This window comes from Verrucomicrobiia bacterium, from assembly GCA_035495615.1.
Classification (GTDB): domain Bacteria; phylum Omnitrophota; class Omnitrophia; order Omnitrophales; family Aquincolibacteriaceae; genus DATJFP01.
In genome coordinates this window covers 1-18,412 of sequence record DATJFP010000088.1, presented here as the reverse complement: position 1 = coordinate 18,412, position 18,412 = coordinate 1, and the positions used below count along the sequence as shown (strand labels likewise).

Sequence of the window (18,412 nt, the reverse complement as noted above, 5' to 3'; positions counted from 1 at the left end):
TCGGGCACTTGGAGCCAGGTCTTCGGGCCTGTCTCCAAGTGTCTTTTTTTTGAGGGATTTACAAGAACTTTTCTAACGTGTTTATTAGCCCGAGTTCAGGGGTGTTAGTTCTTGCCATATCACAATTAGCAACAAATTGACAAGGGGTGAGGAGAGATATAAATTTTAAGCATCTTAAAAGGGCAGCCCTCTCTCTCCAAGCTTACTAAAAGTATTTAATGATTAAAAATCTATCGAAACGAGGATCTCTATGACGCCAAAGACGCCGTGGGTAACACCGAGCCTGACGAAAAAAATCAACCGCTGGACGAGCCTCGCGGTTGTTTTCTTCTTCAGCGCCACCACTGTGTCCGGAAACGGTCTGCTTTACGCGCAGTCGGTCGCGCTCCCGCAGGTCGGCAATCTCGAAGGCATCCGTGAGCTGCTCGACCCCGTTCAGATTCCCGCGGAACTCGGCAGCCTGAAAGATTATTACCAGCCCGCGGCCTCAGCAGAAAAGCCGTTCATCTTCCACATCCAGGACGCGCACGCCAATCCCGACGCGCAGCAGAAAATCAACGGGCTGCTCAACTGGATCGAGTCGCACCAGGCCGGCAAAGACGGCAAGATGCTGGTCTCGCTCGAAGGCAGCATCGACGAACTTCATCCCGAATACCTGGAATTTTTCCCGCAATATTCCGAAGTCAACGAGGCCATGGTTCAGGACCTCGTGCAAAAAGGCGAATTGAACGGCGTCGAACTTTTTGCGTGGGACCGTTACAAAAAGCAGAAACAGTCCGGCCTTGAAGCGCAGGAAGAGAAAGTCCAGATCCAGGGCGCCGAAGACGCGGACCTTTACCGCGAAAACCTGAAAACTTTCCGCGAGCTGATTTTCCTGCAGGACGAGATTCAGGCGCTTCTCAAACCCGTGGACGCGAATGCCGAGCTTGCCAAGTCCCGCATCTTTTCTCCGGAACTCCGCGAATTCATCAAGGAACGGCAGCGCCGCAAGTTCGGCGATTACGACAACGGCGAGTCTTCGCCCCAGCTGGCCGCGTACCTGCAATTCCTTTCCGGCCAGGTGAAGAACCAGCTCCAGATCGACCTCAACGACCGCTTCGAGCAGGTGCGCTTCCCGAACCTGGTGCGCCTCCTCGTGCTGGGCGACCTCGAAAAGGCGTTTGCCCCGAAAAAGGCGCGCGAGCAGAAAGAAAAGCTGATGCAGGCCCTGCGCAAGGCCGCGGGCAAGGACCAGGAAAAGAACCTCGTCGAAGTTTTCGCCAATCTCGAAAGCGGCATGCCCGCGCGCGGCATCGCGGAAAAAGTATGGGATTGGGCTGCAAGCCGCGGCATTTCCCTCAAAGATTATCCCGATTACCTGAAGCAGCTCGGCGCGGTCATCCTGCGCTCGGAAGTCGATTCCACGGAGCTCTTCTCGGAGCTCGACGTCCTGGAAGGCTGGCTCATCGAAAAGCTGGCGCGGACGCCGGAAGAACGCGAGCTCGTGCGCATGCTGGACGACGTGAGCCTGGTGGAAAAACTGCTCAGCCTCAAATGGACGGCGGACGACCAGGCGAAGTATCAGGAGCGCCAGAAAGAAATCCTGGATTCCGTTTTCGGAAAGCGCCTGCCGGAACTCGCGGGCAAAAGCGAAACGGAAACCGACCGCAAAGCCCTGCAGAAACGCATCGACCAGGCCCTGTCTTTCTATGAAGGCGCCCGCAAGCGCGACGAGATCCTCCTTCAGAACACGCTGAAGAACGCCTCGAACGGAGCCGCGGTGCTCGTCACCGGCGGTTTCCACACCGAAGGCCTGGTGCGCCTCATGAAGGAAAAGAACATCGGCTATGCCGTGATCCAGCCCAAGATTCTGAAGACCGACGGGGGAGAGCTCTACCACAAAGTCCTGCGCGAAGAAACGTCCGACGTGTCGTCTTATTTCGAAACGCCCACGCTGAACCGCCAGGAAGCGGTTTTCTTCAAGTCGCTCGTGGAATCCGGAGCGCCCAATCTTTGGGAAAAATATCAGATCCCGCACGCGGAGATCGGCGCAAAAGTGGCCGAAGCCGCCAACCGCCATCCCATTCTTTCCGGCGTGCTTTCCGCGCAGTCCGAAGTGACGGGGAATGCGTCGCGCATCCAGTTTAAAGTGAATCCTTCCCGCGGGGAATCCAAAGAAGGTCCGGCCGCTTTCGACGAGCAGGGCGTCATGATCGCGCCTGTCACGAGCACGGCACAGGACTTCAACCGGCTTTATGCCCCGGTCGCGGCATCTCGCCGTCCCGCTTCCGCGCGCGCGCAAACCGCCGCCGTCGTCGAAGTACGCCCGGCGGGCACTCAATTGGTTACCGGCACCCCCGCGGCCACTCCCTTTCCGCTGGACCGGCTTTTCAACCTGCGCGATCAGATTAATAAGGAAGCCGCGCTGATTTCCCAAACCGGCAATCCGACGCAGGCGGCGCAAAACCTTCTGAACGAAGCCGAGGGATTCATTCCGTCGGCCCGGGCCCTGATCGCCGACCGTCCGCTCGGCAAGAACCGCGAGGCTTTCCAGGCGGAACTGGACGAACTCATCCGGGCGCGCGACAAGCTGGCCACCATGATCAACCCGGAAGAACCCGTCGCGGCCGCGCCCGTCTCCGGACGCGCGGAATTGCGCACGCTCGAGCAGAACGTCGAATACATCCGCGAGCTTTTGAATCCGGCCTCGAATTTCTGGCCGTACGACATCGAAATCATCAGCAATACTTCCGAAGACGAACGCGCCCTGCGCGAAGAAGAAGTGAAGGCGCTCACGCGGGGCAAAGTGGGCCCCAGCGGAAAGCCCGTCCAGGTGCTTTCCATCATCGAACAGTGGAACAAGGTCAAGGAGCCCGGAAAGGGCGGCGCCGGCAACCTGCTCGGCACCATCAACATTTATAATGAAGCCAAGGCCGCGATCGGCATCGGCATCAACGCGGACGGAAAATTCACCGACAATACCGGCACGGTCGTCCGTATCCGCCACACGCTGAACGGCGGACGCGCCAAGCGCATGAACGGCCTCAACCAGACCGAGCATTCCTCGCGCGGTTCCTCCAGCGTTTTCGGCGACTTGTTGACTCGCACGGATACGGCCACGCCCGCGGCGCGGCCTTTGACGCTTTTCGCGCTCGTTCTGGCCACGCATGCCCCTCTCGGCATTTCCAACGACGGCAGCTACATCGACGACGTTTACGCGGGCCAGGTCATGGTCCCGTCGGCCGACGTTCTCCACCAGCAGGGCAACGGCGCGCTGCTCGTGAAGTTCGCCCAGGAACTCCAGGGCGACAACGCGGTCACCGAACGCAACCTCAAAGATCTCGGACTCTATGAAGCCGACGCGGCCGGCCGCATTCTGGTCAGCCTGCCCAAAGGCACTTTCAAGGCAGCGGGCGGAGCCACGGCCGTTGACGCGGCCAAGACCTGGCTCGGCAGCCATCGCGGCCTGTATTCGCTCGGATCCCATCGCGTGGCGGGAAAACTCGTGAATGCGCTCGCGGAATTTTACGCCTCGACGCTGAGCGGTCCGAAGAACATCAACCGCGAACCTCCGGAATTCATCAAGCCTATGGCGCTCCTTCTGCGCGGCATCGAAGCGGATACGACGGCAGCGTCGGAAATCGCGGCCATCAATCCCGCGGCGGTTTCCGAAGAGAACATCAGCCGCGTTTTCTCGCTCCTGCCGGGACTGCAGGCGGATTTGGACGCGGCGCTGCGCGAAGCGGAGAAGCTCGGCGACGCCGGCAAGATCCAGGACAAGAAAGAGGCGGAAACGGCCAAGTATCGCGAAGTAGTCCGTTTTTATCTCACTTACAACAAGCAGCTCGGCCCCAACTGGCTGGGCGTTTATGATTTCGGCGCGGATTCCTACTGGGACCGCTACCGCCGTCCGCTCGAATACGCGAATTCCAATTTCCTCCTGCTCGCGCGCTACGGCACGAAGATCGAACTGAACGACCAGGGCAGCCTTGTCGACGACAACGGCGCCGCCGTCACCGCGGCGCCCGCGGCCACGACCCGCCAGGTCGAGCAGGCGATCCATTACGCCACGCTCCGCAACATCGTGCATCCGATCACCAACACGTACATCGGCAAAGTCTACGTCGACAACGAAGGCCGCATCGCCGGTACCTTTGAAATCACGTTCGACGATGTCCAGAACGGCATCACGATCGACGGCGTTTACATCAAGGGCTCCATCATCCGCAACAGCCGGCTGTTTGGTTCGTCCCGCGTCATCAGCAGTCTCGTGCAGAACAGCTCCGCGGAACTTCAGGCGGAAAACTCCTTTGTCCATGGGTCTCTGGCCAAGACCTACACGGTCAAGAACGGCCTCGTTTACAATGCGCTTACCGACCAGGACGTCACGGTCGCGGCCGGCTATTCGTATCTGGGCATCCAGCGTCCGCAGCTTCCCGCGGACAAGGGGCATCAGATTGTCCTGAACATGCCGTTCACCTACAACGGCCAGGACCTCCATGCCGTGCCTTTCAACGACGCGAAGCACGGCCCGAATTTCGCGCCCGGCTATTCGGACACGCAGCTGGCGGGGATCACGTACGAAGAAATCAACCGCATGTCGGAGAATTCCTCCAAGTCCATCAACGAAGCCGCGCGCCAGAAGCTGTGGACCGAAATCGCCAGCCGCCTCGGACGGCCGGAACTGCGCGCGGAAGAGCCCGCGAAAAAGCCCGGCATCAAGACGGTCGACGAACTGGTCAAGGCCGTGGCCGCCGCGCTGAAATCCGCGACGCCTCCCTTGCTCACGCCGGAAGAAGAACCGGAATTTTTGAAGAATCCCGAAGCGTTTCTGCGCAGGAAGCCCGCGATTGCCGAGAAAATTTTCACCGTGCCCCTGCAGGTCGGGACTGATACCGTCAGGGTCCGGGACACGCTTCCGAATCTGATCGCGCGCTTGAAGTCTCCCTCCACCGCCGTGAAATCAACGCGCAGAACGTCTGCCGCCGCGGATGCGTCGGCGCTCACGCCAACGCCCAAGGGCAGCCGCACCCTCGCGGTCGTGCTTGCCGCCGGCTTCCTCATCGTGGTGACGGGCATCGTGGGGTATGTCGCTTTCCGCAGCCCGCGCGCTCCCGAAAAGGCTCCGGAGACAGGCATTGTCGAGACCGCCCCGGTGCAGCCGCCGAAGAAGGCGCAGGAAGACCGGGCCCGCGCTTTTGACGTGGCCAAGCAGAACCTGGGGACCTTGAAGAATTACATCAGCGATTATCTTGCGCAAATGGGTTATGCCATCGTGCAGCGCAAGTGGCTGGATGACTTCGCGCCTTATTACTTGTCGCCGTCCGTACCCGCGCCCGAGATTCCGGCGAATGCACGCACGCCCGTGGACCGTCCTCTCTGGGAATTCGAGAGGGAAGTCCGGGCTAATATCTCCCAATGGGTGAGGGAAGGTAAATTGCATCCCATCCCCGTCGAGGACATTGGCCGCCCGGTCATTCCAGCGCCCGAGCCGAGAATCGAATTGCCGGTGAAGCCCGCTGAGCCCGCCGTTAAAGCCGGCGACGAAAAGGCGAGAAAGGCCATTTCGACGGAATTTGCCCGCGCCCAGGCGCAGTTCTTCAAAGAAGGCGCCGGACTCGTGCGCGTGAATTTCCTTACCCTTGACAGCAAATTCGAAAACGCGCTGCTTCCCGTGGACCTCGTGGAACGGGGCGCGCAGCGCATGCATTCGCAGCCTCTGGCCGTCGCGGCGTGGGCGCAGATCCTCGCCGACATGTACGAAGGCGACATTCCGTCCACGGTCGAGAACCCGCTCGATGAGCTCGAAAAAGTCACGAAGTTCCGTCTGGCCTGGCAGAAGCTTCACGGCTCGGCCTGGTTCCAGATCACCCAGAACGACCGCAGGCATCTGGTCGCCCGGATCGACCCGGACCGCAAAGTCACGGGCATCGAAGACATCAACGCGGATTTCGGCATGACATTCCCGACCGTCGGCGCGCTTCTCGGCGGCAAGGCCAATCCGAAAAACAAGGGGACCGAAGCTCAGGCTGACCGCATCATCGCCATGAACATCAAGCTGATCCAGGGATTCCAGCCTATTTATAAGGAACTCCTCGTGCCGGCCACCGGCCGTCTCGCCGGAGATTACAACCCGCGCACGAAAAGGCAGGACAAGACCCGCCAGAAAGACCGCGCGGTCGAAGATTTCGAATACATGGCATTGGTCGTAGCCGCCGGTTACGCGCCTCCTTCCGCTTTCACGGGAGCCAAGCTCATGCACCGCGACTACACGGACAAAGCCGGCAATACCTACCGCGTGTGGCAGCCTTATGACGGGGGAGCTTTCCAGATCGGTTACAACAATACGATCGGCTTGTCGCACCGCTACCGTCCTTACCGGATCCTCATGGGCAATTCCGGCGCGGCTTTCATTGATTTGGCGAACCGCAATCCCCGCCAGAGTTATTTCCCGGGCGCCGCTTACATTGAAGTCGGGCGCTATGGCGGCAAACTCGGACATCCCGACCTTGCCGAAGCCACAGGCATCAATCCCCGGTACCTCGTGCCGGGCTATGCCGGCGGCTTCTTTAATTTCGGTTTTGTGGTGGAAGATTTTGGGACGCGCATCGTCCCGCTGAAGCTCGGCAACGAATCGCGCGGCGGCTTGTACAACGAAGCCTATCTCCTGGGTACGACGACGAACGAAATCCGCGTGGTCGACGTTTATTCCATGCCCGTCATCGCCCCGGGCGTGATCACGGCCGGCAACCGCTATGACATGGCGGACGACAAGACCAACGATACGCTCGCGGCGCTTCGGCTGCCCGCTCTGGGCATGCCGGATGCCATCAAGACCCTCGACACGCTTTTTGCGCCGGCTTCGTTGGGCATCGACGAAAATCCCGCGCAGTCGCCGCAGGTGAAAGGGGAGCTGGCCGAAACCCCGACGCCGGTGGTCCCTTCAAAAAAGACGCCCGAACCGAAGGTGAAAGAACCCGTTATCCGCGATCAGGACAACCTGGTCAAGCAGGCGAGCCGCGTCGGCATCTTCACGCAGGCCGACAGCTTTCCCGGCAACAAAGCGGAAAAAAATGAAACCAACGGCGTCCGTGTGCAGTACGCTGTCGGCGCCAAGAACGATTTCAGCGGCCTTGTGCTCGCATATAAAGGATTGGACATCAACGGAAGCAAATCGCTGACGCTGGCGTTCGGCACCGAAGGCATTGTTCCCGAAAAAGTCACGGTCCGCATCAAAGCCGGAGGTGTGACTTACGTTCTCAAAAGAACGGACACCGAAGACAACGGCGCCACGCCCGTGAAAACCGGCGGCGTCTACGAATTTCCGCTCGATACGACGTTCACGGCCGCCAAAAATGACCTCGTCACGGAAGTCACGGTTTCCATTACCGCGCCCGGCGCGGGAACCAAAACCGAAGGCGCTTTCGACGTCCGGCTTTATCTCACGCCCAAGTCCGAGCTGCGCGTGGACGAGGACCGTTCCCGCATTCTCTATTACGGCCTTGGAATCGCCGCTGTTCTGATCATGGGAGGCGTTGCGGCCTTTGTGGCGACCCGCGGCGTCAACGAAGCTCCGAAGAAGGCCGATCGTGAAACGGTCCGGCCCCGCATCGTCCAGCCGGAAAAACCGCTCGTCCAGCCGCAAGCGCCTGCGCCCGCGGACAAGGAAGAGGCCCTTTATAAGGAAGCCGCGGCAAAGAGTCCCGACGCCGTGCGCGACTACCTCCGCGGTTTTCTGCAGCGCAAGGGTTACGCGGTGGCGGACGAAGGCTGGCTCAACGGCATGGTGCCCTGGTATTTCGCCGCGCCCGTGCGTCCGTTCACGGACCTGACCACCGAGTTCTCCGATGAAAATCTCGCAAAGCTTGCCGCGCAGGGACGCTTGAGCCGGATCGCTGACAAGCCCCCGGTGGTGGAAGCGCCGAAAGGCGAAGAAAAACCCGTAACGCCCGCAGTCGTGGTGCCCGCGGAAAAAAAGCTGGTGGCCGCCGTGATTCCGCCGGGACAGATCAATCTCGTGGAACGTTCCGTCAACAAGGGGGAAGGTTTCACGGTGGACGTTCCCAATGCCGGAGCGAATGCCGTAACGCGTCAGGACGGCGTGGTCACGCTCAAATTCGACCTCGCCGGCGCGCCCGTCAAAAGTTTTTCGGGTGTGGTCCTGAAGTTCGACGGTGCTTTTAATCTGCCGGAGTCAAAATCCATCAGCCTGATTTTCGGCGGCGAAGAAGGACAGGTTTTTCCCAGCGCGGAAGACGTTCGCGTCAAGATCAAGGCCCCGGGCGAAGAGGCCGTCGTTCTCCGGACCGCCGCGCCCGCAATCACGGCGGGAGGCACCGTGGAATTCACGACGCCCGCGTCGGTCATTCCGGCCCGCCGCGGCATCTCTGAAATCACCATCGAAGTTGCCACCGTGCCCGGCATGCCCGTAGCCCAGGGGCAGTTCAACCTCGCAGGCATCGCGCTTGTTCCCAAGGGCGCGGGGACTGTTGCCGGAGTTCCGGCCCCTGCCGGCGGGATCGGTGTGTTCAAGGTCAATCTTCCCGCAGAATATCATCCTTATACGATCGACAAGGTCCTGTCTCCACGCGGTCCCATTTCGCGCGAGGCCGTGGACACTCTTCTCCAGACTCTCGAGCGCAGGTTCCGCGCGCAATTTCCGCAGGAAAGCCGTCTGAATCCCCGCGACCGCCGGTTCATCAAGGCTGTCGCCGACTTTTTCCGCCTGACGCAGGAAAGCCCGCTTCCGGCCGGCACGCGCGGACGCACGCCTGCGCTGACTTTTGACGACACGCTGAATTTCGAACGCATCGCCGAAGCGCTCGGCTCCCGCCGCCGCGACGTTTTTCTCTGGGGCATGGTCCGGTGGCTTGCGCGCGAACACGCCGAAGCGCTGGGACCGAACAATCTCAAGGTCGATGCCAAGGGAAAAGACATCGAAGCGGCGCAGCCTGTGACGCAGGGCGACCTCAGCAATTTCGCGGAGATCATCCGCTCCTTGATCGAAGGAAAACGCGTCATCATCAACGGCCGCCCGAGTGACCGCTACAAGACCCTGGCGGACTTTTTGGACGACAAGTTCCGCATGACCGCGACGCGCCCGATTCCGGCCGCGCCCGTCGTGCCCGCGGCGCCCAAGCCCGAATTGCGCGTGCAGGGCGACCGTCCCGGCATCCCGCATAATCTATCGGAAGGCCCGCTCGCGGTGACCGCGCTCGCGCGCGAATACCACCAGCTTGCGGCCAGCGCTCCGGGATCCGTGAATACCGTCACGGTCGTCGCGGAAGTCGACGGGCAGAAGAGAATCCTCAATATCCCCGTGGCCAAAGGCGAAAGCCCGGACGTTGTCCTCGAATATCTCAAAGCCAGTATTTTCAACGTGTTCGTGGTGACCGGCCCCGCGGCCATTCAGATTTACGGCCCGGCGGAGCTTGCCGCGCCGATCACCGCCGTGCGCGAAGCGCTTCTCAACACGCCCAAGGGTTATTCCGTGGTGCTGGACGTGCTGAAGAGCCTTCATAATATTCCCGCGGCGCAGACTTATCCGATCGAAGTGCTGATCGGCCAGCCCGTGCCCGCGGTTCCTCCCGTGGAGCCTGTCGTCGCGGGAGAGGCCTTGCGCGCGAAGCTCGCGTCGATCCAGTCCATTCAGGGACTGGCCGTGGGTTTTGACGTCGGCGGAACGGACGCGAAGATCGTGATCATGGATGAAACCAGCACGCAGCCGATCCTCACGAAAGTCTACGAATGGGAAACCAAGCCCGCGGACCTGACGGATGCGAGCGAATTCCCGCAAGTGTTTGTGAAGCTCATCGAATTCGCGGTCGCGGCCGCCAGTGTCCTGAAAAGCCCGGGCAACGACGGCTTGAAAGGGAAAGCGCAGCAGCTTCTCAAAAATCCGGAAGCGAAACTCGCGGAGTTGAACGCGTTCATCGAGGAAGCGAAAAAAACCGTGACGGTCCAGGCCCCGGCCTCGGTCGGCATCAGCTTTCCGGACGTGATCGCCAACAATGAAGTGCTCGGCGGCATGACGTCCAAGACCGCGGCGCTCCGGAAAAAATACGATCCGCAAGGCCGGGATTCCGCGGGCTACCGCCAGGAATTCAACGCCTACATCAAGCCGCTTGCGGCTCGCGTGAGCGAAGGCCTGCAAAGCACGTTCGGCTTGAAAGCTCCCGTGCCCACGGGCATCACCAACGACGGCAACGTCGGTTCGCTCTGGGCCGCGGCGCTCTTGCAGCAGGGCAGCATCTTCAATATCGCGGGAGGCACCAGTCTCGGCGGCGGTTACGTGGCCGCGAACGGCAGTTTCCCCACGCGCCTTTATGAGCTCGGCTACCTGGTCGCGTTCATCGGCGACACGGGGCACAAGCATCGCACGTACGACATTTTCGGAACGGGCCAGCAGCTCTTCTCGCAGGACGCCGTGTTCGAGCTCGCGATCCAGAAAGGTCTGGTCATCGAAGGCGTGCCTCTGACCCAGTATCCCAAAAACAAGGAAGCGGAAACGCTTCGCAAGATCCAGGCGATGTACGACGAAGCAGGCACGCCGGAACCGGAAAGAACCAAGATCCGCGAGATTTTCGAAACCATCGGCGAGTACCTGGCCATCATCGTCGCGACGAGCGGCGGCGGCAAGCTGGCCGACGAATTCCTGAAGCTTATCCTTTTCGGCCGTCCCGTCAGCGGCACCACGGGACAGATCGTGATGGACCGGGCGCGCGCCGTTCTGGCTACTTTTCCGGAATACGCGTCGCTCGACCTGAAACGCGCCTCCGAAGTGGCGCGCGAAGCGTCGCTTCCCGCCGACATCATCGCCGGCGCCGATAAACTGGCGCAGGCCATCGGCACGATTTACGTCGGCACCGCGGAACGCGTCCGCGCCGTCGAAGACATGCAAGGACGCCTTTCGCGCGCCGTGCAGGCTTATGTGACGACGCCCGGCAGCGAAACATTCCAGGCGCTCCATGAAATCATCGAAGCCTTTGCCGGGCTCTACGGCCCCGAGGCTGTTTTCGAAGCTGCGCGCGCGCGCAAGCTCGACGAACTCGGCGGTTTTGACCGGCGCATCGTGCAGCGCGCGGCGGTCAGCACCGAAGGCGCCGTGGAAAACTTTCCCGCGCCGCGGGCCGCGAGAAATAAAATCGCGGATATCATCACCGCCAACGTGACCGGCAATCCCGTATCTTTTCCGCAAGGCCTCGCAGGTTTTCCCGAAGCGCTTTTTTATACGGAAGCGAGCGCGGCGGAATTCGCGCGCCTTTTGGGAGTCCGGGCCCTCGAGCAGGACCTTCCGAAGGTCGTTGCCGCGGCCACCAATAAAGACATCACCGAGGCGCTCGTCGATCTGGCGGAAGCCATCGACGCGCACCGGGCGCTCCTCACGTCGCCCACCGTCACCCCGTATGAAGCCAAGCGCGCGGCCCTGGCCCTGCGCGGACTTCCGGGCATTTTTGAAAATTTCCCGAAATACGTGCAGGCGCTCAGCCTTTCGCCGCGGACGCCGGCCCAGCCCTCGGCGCAGACGGTGGACATCGGCCAGAGGATGCAGGACTTGGTCAGACGTTTCGGCCTCCGGATCGAAGGCACGCCGGAGTTTTACCGTTTTGCCGGCTTGGTCCAGCAGGCCCTGGAAGAAATCCGCAAAAGCGAACTGCGCACGGAGCTTCTCGAAAACGACCGCGTGGAAGCGCGTTTCGATCAGGCTCATGTCGCTTTGACGGTCAATACGATCGACACCGAGGAGCACCGGGTCACGCTGACCTTGGAAACTCTGGCGGAGCCGGTTGTGATTTACGACAACACCGACAATCTGGAGCTTCCGGTCGCGCGTCTCGAACCCGGCGTGCCGCAGCGAGTCACGGTCAACGAAGGCGTGACGCTTTACGTGAACGGCAAAGAGGAAACGCCTCTGGAAATCGGTTACATCCATGAAGCGAACCCGGGCTATCCGACCGTGGACGTCATCAGTCCTGCCGGACTTATCCGGAACGGCCGTGCCGAACTTCGCGTTACCGACGTCGTCAATCCGGACGAGGGATACCAGGAAATCATTGCCGATTTGATCCGCGCCGCTTTCTCCCGTCAGGATGAAGAGCTCGTGGTCAGCGGAGGCACGGCTTCCGAAGTCGCCGACTACCGCCTGAATCCAAACCGGAGGCTCGCGGTTGCCAAAGCCGAAACCCCGGTGCGCTTTCAGCAGGAGATCAATCGCCTGGTCGGAAGCGGCGGCCTTATTTCGACGACGACTTCCGTATCGGCCGTCAACGCGGGCAACATCGATACCTTTTTGACGCGGCCGGCCAAACTCCTGCTGGTGGAAATCGGCGGAGAACTGATTTATATCAACGGGCAGCGTGAACGCCTCGCGGCGGAGCTGGCATCCAGCCGCCACGAAAGTTCCGCGGAAATGACCGCTTACTATCAGGGAAAGGGTTTTCCTCCGACCGTTTACGGAATCGTGGCCCAGGCGTTGAAAGACGTCCTGCGCGGCGAACTCCGGTACGCGGAAGCGCGGCCCCGGACACCGGCCGTCGTGAACCAAAGCCCGGTGCGCCGGCTGTCGGACGTTCTTTTCAAAGGTCCGGAAGTCTCGACGCGCGCGGCGCAGCAAGCCGTGCGTCCCGTGATCCAGGACTACCGCAATCGTAACGAGAAACTGCCGGCTGCGGCCGCGGAAGTGGCGGAGAACGTCACGGAGACGATTTACGGCAAGGCCGAAGCGCTCAGCAAAGAACTCGGCATCGGCGTTGAGGAAGCCCTCGCGCTCGTCGTGGACCAGCTTGTCGTCGAAGACGTTACCAACGCCGCGAAGTTTGATCTCGCGATGCGTGCCGCGCGCGAAGAGCTCGGCCCGGATCTTGCGGACGACCTGTTCAAAACCGGACTTCAGCCGCTGCACCTTGCGCCGCGGGTAAGGACGGCCGCCGAATTGAAGGACGAGCAGAACCAGCTCCTGATCGCGTTCAAGATGATCCAGGCGCCTCAGGACAAGCTGACGGTTTACTACGCGCCGGCGAGTCCCGACAAAGCGGGCGAGGATCTCTCGCAGGCCGATCTCGATGCGATCAAGACTCAGATCGCCGGACAGGTCACGCGCCTGGGCGGCAATCCCAAGGCCGTGATCCAGAACCTCACGCTGAAGAAAGTCGACGACCAGACGAACCTGGGCGCGCTGCGCACGAGCATGATCAACACCGTGGTCAAGGGCCGTTATGCCAGCAACCAGCCCGCGGTACTCGATACGGACCCGCGCTTCCTCCAGGCCATTCCGGTCATCACGACCGGGGCAGGGCGTTACCTCGGCCGCATCATGCTGCGCGAGGAGCTCAATCTCAGCCGCGCGCTCATCCTGATGCCGGCCGTGGACATCGGACAGGACGTCGTGGACATGCTGACGTCGCTGGAAAGCAAAGGCTATTCCCGCGCCGACATCTCGAGCAGGCTCAGCCGTTTCGCACAGGTCCTGCAGAAGATCGCGGCCGCCGCCTAAGCAAAAAAAAGATTTGGGGACAGGTCTTCAAGACTGTCCCCATTACCTTTTGGAGGGGAGAATTTCTCCCCTCCTTTTTTTTGTTTTTTCATGTCACTTTTGTGATGTAACCGAGTTTTTTTCACGATTTAAGAAGTCTCTCCCGGGTTTTTTTAACCGTTCCCGCCTTGAATTGGCCCTCACGCGTGTTACTTTACCTTATAGGAAAGTCATGACCTATCAAACCCTCAACATTCCCAACACGAGTCCTAAACCGGCTCGCGCCGAAGCGATGAACGTCCTGCAAATGCTGCTGCCCGCGTTTGTCCTGATGGCCTCTTTCGCGGTGCTGTCGCTGGAGTTTTATTTTCACGACGCGCTGAATCTGAGCGGCGCCGTGCAAAGCGTTTTTTTCGCGGGGACGGGCGCCGTCTTTCTCGCGTCGTTCGTGTTTCTTCTCCGGTCGTTGAACAGCTACCGCACCTGGATCGATTCGATTCACGCACGCCACCGCGAGCAGGTCGACCGGCTCGAGCGGGAAATCCGGCGCAAGGAAAACGAGGCTGTGGAATTTCTCGAATCCTGTGTTTTGCTTTTCGAAAAATCCGAAATCAAAAAATTATCCGACAAAGTCATGGAAGTTTCCGAACGGGTGCTCGGCGCGGACCAGGGTTCGGTCATGCTGCTCGACGGCAGGGGAAAACTCAAAATCGTTTCCAGCCGCGGCATTGGCGACGACGTCGCGTCGAAAGTCCAGCTCAAGCTGGGCGAGCGCGTGGCCGGGCTTGCGGCGCTCGAAAAAACGGAATTCCTGCTGAATGGAACGCTCGACAATTATCCGCTTTTCAAAAACCTGGAAGGCAATCCCATCATCCGCTCGTCCATGATCTGCCCGATCAGCCATCAGGACAAAGTGCTCGGCATCCTGAACCTCAGCCGCACGAAAAGGGAAGACGCATTCACGTCGCAGGACCTGACGCGCGCCACGCTTCTCGCCAAGCAGATCGGCGCGGCACTTCACTACGGCCAGGTCTGCATGATGCTGAGAGAAAATGCGCAGCAGTTCAAGACGATGTACCGCCTTTACCGCCAGAGCCGCGAAGAACTCAGCGAAATCGAAAAGATGTCCCCGGTCACGGTCCCGTTCCTGAAAAAGCCCCGCTTGTCCGCATAATCATAAACCCTGTCTTATCTGGAAACGTTTTTATGCACGCCATAGGCCCTTTGCATTCGTTCCCATGGGGACAGGTCTAAAGACCTGTCCCCGTCCATACTCACGGCATTAAACCATGGCCCGCAGGCCATGAAAGCGCTATAATGCTCTATCAATTTCCCCGGCTTTTACGCCGATAACGGAAGACGCCATGATCCCGATCCGCCGAAAAACTTTTCTGGTTTTGCTGCTCGCCGCGGCCGTCCTGAACGTATCGCCCGCGACGCTCATCTGGGGGAACGATCTCAAGGATGAAGCCGTTGTGCGCCCCGCGGTCTGGCAGGACAAGAAAACGGGCGAGGAAACGGAACCGAAAACCGTGATCCCGCCGGCTCTTGTCTTCACGCCGGCCCGTCTTCCGGCGAACGTCATCCCGGCTAAGAAACCCGTTCTGTTTCCCCGCAATCAGAAAGTCAGGGTCATTCCTCCTCAGCCCATCCAGGTGATCCGGCCTCTGGCCAAGGTCTATCCGACGCCGTTCCAGGCGCCGGCAAAGGCCGTGTCCGTCGTGCAGGTCGTCAAACCCGCGGAAGAAAACCCGTAAATTTTCCCGCAGTCCAAAAGGAGAGCCATGCCGGCCCAAGCCCCCGCGCGCAAAGCAATCGTGATCGGCGCCAGCTCCGGCATCGGGCGCGCGCTGGCCAAGGCGCTCGCGGCCGAAGGCTACACGGTGGGACTTGCCGCGCGGCGGACCGAGCTGTTGGAAAGCCTTCAAAAGGAAATTGCCTCGCCCACGCTTCTCAAGCCCATGGATTTGCGGGACATCGAAGGTTCGCGCCGCCTTTTCAACGACCTGGTGCGGGAACTTGGCGGTGTGGATCTGGTCGTCCTCAATTCCGGGGTGAATCCCGAAAATCCGGACAAGGCCTGGGACCCGGAACATGAGATTCTCCAGGTGAACGTCGTGGGCTTCGCAGCCCTCGCCTCGGAAGCCGCGGATCATTTCGAACGCCAGGGGAGCGGGCACCTGGTCGGCATTTCGTCGATCGCGGGCCTGCGCGGCAGCCCCAAATGCCCGGCCTACAGCGCGTCCAAGAGTTTCGCCTCGCGTCTGCTCGAAGGCCTTCGGATGCGTTTGTCCTCACAGGGCATTGCAGTCACCGACATCCGTCCCGGCTTTGTGGACACGGCCATGATTGCCGGCAGCCGGGTCCGCTTTTGGGTCGCTTCCTGTGAAACCGCCGCGGCGCAGATCGTGGCCGCGATCCGCGCGCGCAAAAAAAAGGTCTATGTCACGCGCCGCTGGGCGCTCGTCGCTTTTGCGCTTCATCTCGTGCCCGAAGCCTTTCTCGCCTGGGGCAACAAAAAATTCCGCATGCAGCCCGTAGAAGCGAAAAAAATCGCCGCCGTGTGACCGCCCGCTCCGATGAAACTTTCCCTCAAGCCCGAAATCATTTTTGAAGATCAACACCTCATCGTCGTGTCCAAACCCGCCGGGCTTCTGAGCCAGGGCGAAGAAACCGACGCGCCCAATCTCGTGGACTGGCTTCGCGGTTATTTGGGGCGGCATTACGTGGGGCTTGTCCATCGCCTCGACCGCAACACGTCCGGGCTCATGGTGGTGGCCAAGAGGACCAAGTCCGCGGCGCGCCTGACCGCGTCGCTCCAGGAAGGGGCGCTTGTGCGGCATTACCTTGCCTGGCTGGTGGGAGATCTGAAAGCGCCGGCCGCATGGAAGCATCATCTCCTGAAAGACGAAAAGAAAAACGAAGTCCGCGTGGTTTCCGCGAAAACCGGCGGGGCCAAGCCCGCGCATTTGTCCATGACGCCGCGGCGCCGTGCGTCATGGAAAAACCGGACGCTCACGCTCGCGGAATTAAAACTGGAAACCGGGCGGTCGCATCAAATCCGCGTCCAGGCCGCGGCCGAAGGCTTTCCCGTGCTGGGGGACCGGAAGTACGGCCAATACTGCCGCGAGGCGTGGAACCTCGCGCTCGAACGGCCGGCGCTTCATTCTTCCTTTTTATCCTTTCCGCATCCCATGAGCGGCGAGGTCATGAAATTCGAGTCGCCGCTTCCGCCGGATCTCGACTTCTGAAGTCAGGAAAGGCCTGATTGCAGTTTAGGGGCGAGTCGGGTATAATTTTAAAAATTTGCAACACCATCATTTACAATCACTTATAAAGGGGGGCGAATGGACGGGACGGTGATCGTGACGGGCGGCGCGGGATTTATCGGCGCCAATTTCGTCCGTACCCTGCTCAAGCAGACCTCCTGGCGCATTTGCGTGGTCGACAAGCTGACCTACGCCGGCAATCTCGAAAGCCTGGAAGAGGTGGCCAAGGATCCCCGCTATTCATTCGTGCACGCGGACATCACCGACGGCGAGGCCATGGAAAAGCTTTTCCGGGAAACGCGGCCCGCAGGCGTCTTCAACTTCGCGGCCGAAAGCCATGTGGACCGGTCCATCGACAGCCCCGACGATTTTATCCAGACGAATGTCGTGGGCACGCACACGCTGCTGCGCGTGGCGCTTCATTATTACAAAGAGCTGACCGAGGCCGCGCAAAAAAATTTTCGCTTCCTCCACGTTTCCACCGACGAAGTTTATGGTTCTCTCGGAGCGACGGGGCTTTTCATGGAAACCACGCCGTACGCGCCCAATTCGCCGTATTCGGCTTCCAAGGCCGCGGCCGACCATCTGGTTCGCGCGTATTACGAGACCTATAAATTTCCCGGGCTCATTACCAACTGCTCGAACAATTACGGGCCTTTCCAGTTTCCCGAGAAACTCATTCCGCTGACCCTCTTGAACGCGCTGGAAGGAAAAAAACTGCCGATCTACGGCGACGGCAGCAACGTGCGCGACTGGCTCTACGTGGAGGATCACTGCGACGGCATCCTCCTGGCCTTTCAGAAAGGAAAGCTGGGCGAGAAATACAACATCGGCGGCAATAACGAACGCACGAACCTCCAGATCGTGGACCGCATCTGCGAAGTCCTGGAAAGCGTGCGGCCCGCGGCGAAAAACGCGGCGCTCGCGTCGCAGGGCATGAAGCGCTACGCGGACCTCAAGACCTTCGTCCGCGACAGGCCGGGCCATGACAAAAGGTACGCGATCGACGCGTCGAAAATTTCCAAAGAGCTGGGCTGGAAAGCCAAGCATCCGTTCGACAAGGGGATCGTCGAGACGATCCAGTGGTACCTGGCCAATGGCGCGTGGTGTGAAAAAGTACAGTCGGGCAAATACGGGCGTGAAAGATTGGGCGGGGAAGCGCCGAAAAAAGAATCCATGAAGAGGCATTCATGAAAGGCATCATCCTGGCGGGCGGTTCCGGCACGCGCCTTTACCCCGTGACCAAGGCCATCAGCAAGCAGCTGGTGCCGGTCTACGACAAGCCCATGATTTATTACCCTCTGTCCGTCCTCATGCTGGCCGGCATCCGCGACGTCCTCATCATCACGACCCCGCACGAGCAGGAGGCCTTCATCCGGCTGCTCGGTGATGGCAGCGGCTACGGCATTAGAATTTCTTACGAAGTCCAGCCCGAGCCGGGAGGCCTGGCGCAGGCCTTCCTCATCGGCCGCAACTTCGTGGGCAAGGACCGCGTCGCGCTGATTCTGGGGGACAACATCTTTTACGGCAACGGCCTGCGGACCGCGCTCCTGCGCGCGGCCGAGCGCGAAAAGGGCGCGACCGTCTTCGCCTATCAGGTCAAAGATCCCGAACGCTACGGCGTCGTGGAGTTCGACGAGCGCCTGCGTCCGAAGAGCATCGAGGAAAAGCCGAAAAATCCGCGCTCGAATTT

Annotated in this window: 7 protein-coding genes; all 7 read left to right on the top strand. The window is 60.4% G+C overall.

Annotation, left to right across the window (positions count from 1 at the left end; all coding sequences use genetic code 11):
- Window positions 1–250: 250 nt before the first annotated feature.
- A complete protein-coding gene (locus VL688_11110) occupies window positions 251–13,471 on the top strand; it encodes a hypothetical protein (protein HTL48596.1) in 13,221 nt (4,406 codons plus the stop codon).
- A 211-nt stretch (window positions 13,472–13,682) separates the two neighbouring features.
- Window positions 13,683–14,624, top strand: coding sequence for a GAF domain-containing protein (locus VL688_11105; protein ID HTL48595.1), 942 nt, complete (start codon window positions 13,683–13,685; stop codon window positions 14,622–14,624).
- A gap of 190 nt (window positions 14,625–14,814) precedes the next feature.
- Window positions 14,815–15,207, top strand: coding sequence for a hypothetical protein (locus VL688_11100; protein ID HTL48594.1), 393 nt, complete (start codon window positions 14,815–14,817; stop codon window positions 15,205–15,207).
- 27 nt (window positions 15,208–15,234) lie between these two features.
- Window positions 15,235–16,017, top strand: coding sequence for an SDR family NAD(P)-dependent oxidoreductase (locus VL688_11095; GenBank protein ID HTL48593.1), 783 nt, complete (start codon window positions 15,235–15,237; stop codon window positions 16,015–16,017).
- A 12-nt stretch (window positions 16,018–16,029) separates the two neighbouring features.
- Window positions 16,030–16,701: an RluA family pseudouridine synthase gene (locus tag VL688_11090; protein HTL48592.1), complete on the top strand. Its 672-nt coding sequence runs from the start codon at window positions 16,030–16,032 to the stop codon at window positions 16,699–16,701.
- Window positions 16,702–16,797: 96 nt separating this feature from the next.
- A complete protein-coding gene (gene rfbB, locus VL688_11085; GenBank protein HTL48591.1) occupies window positions 16,798–17,913 on the top strand; it encodes a dTDP-glucose 4,6-dehydratase in 1,116 nt (371 codons plus the stop codon).
- On the top strand, window positions 17,910–18,412 hold a 503-nt coding region (locus VL688_11080), incomplete at its 3' end, for a sugar phosphate nucleotidyltransferase (protein HTL48590.1). The genes rfbB and VL688_11080, both read left to right, overlap by 4 nt.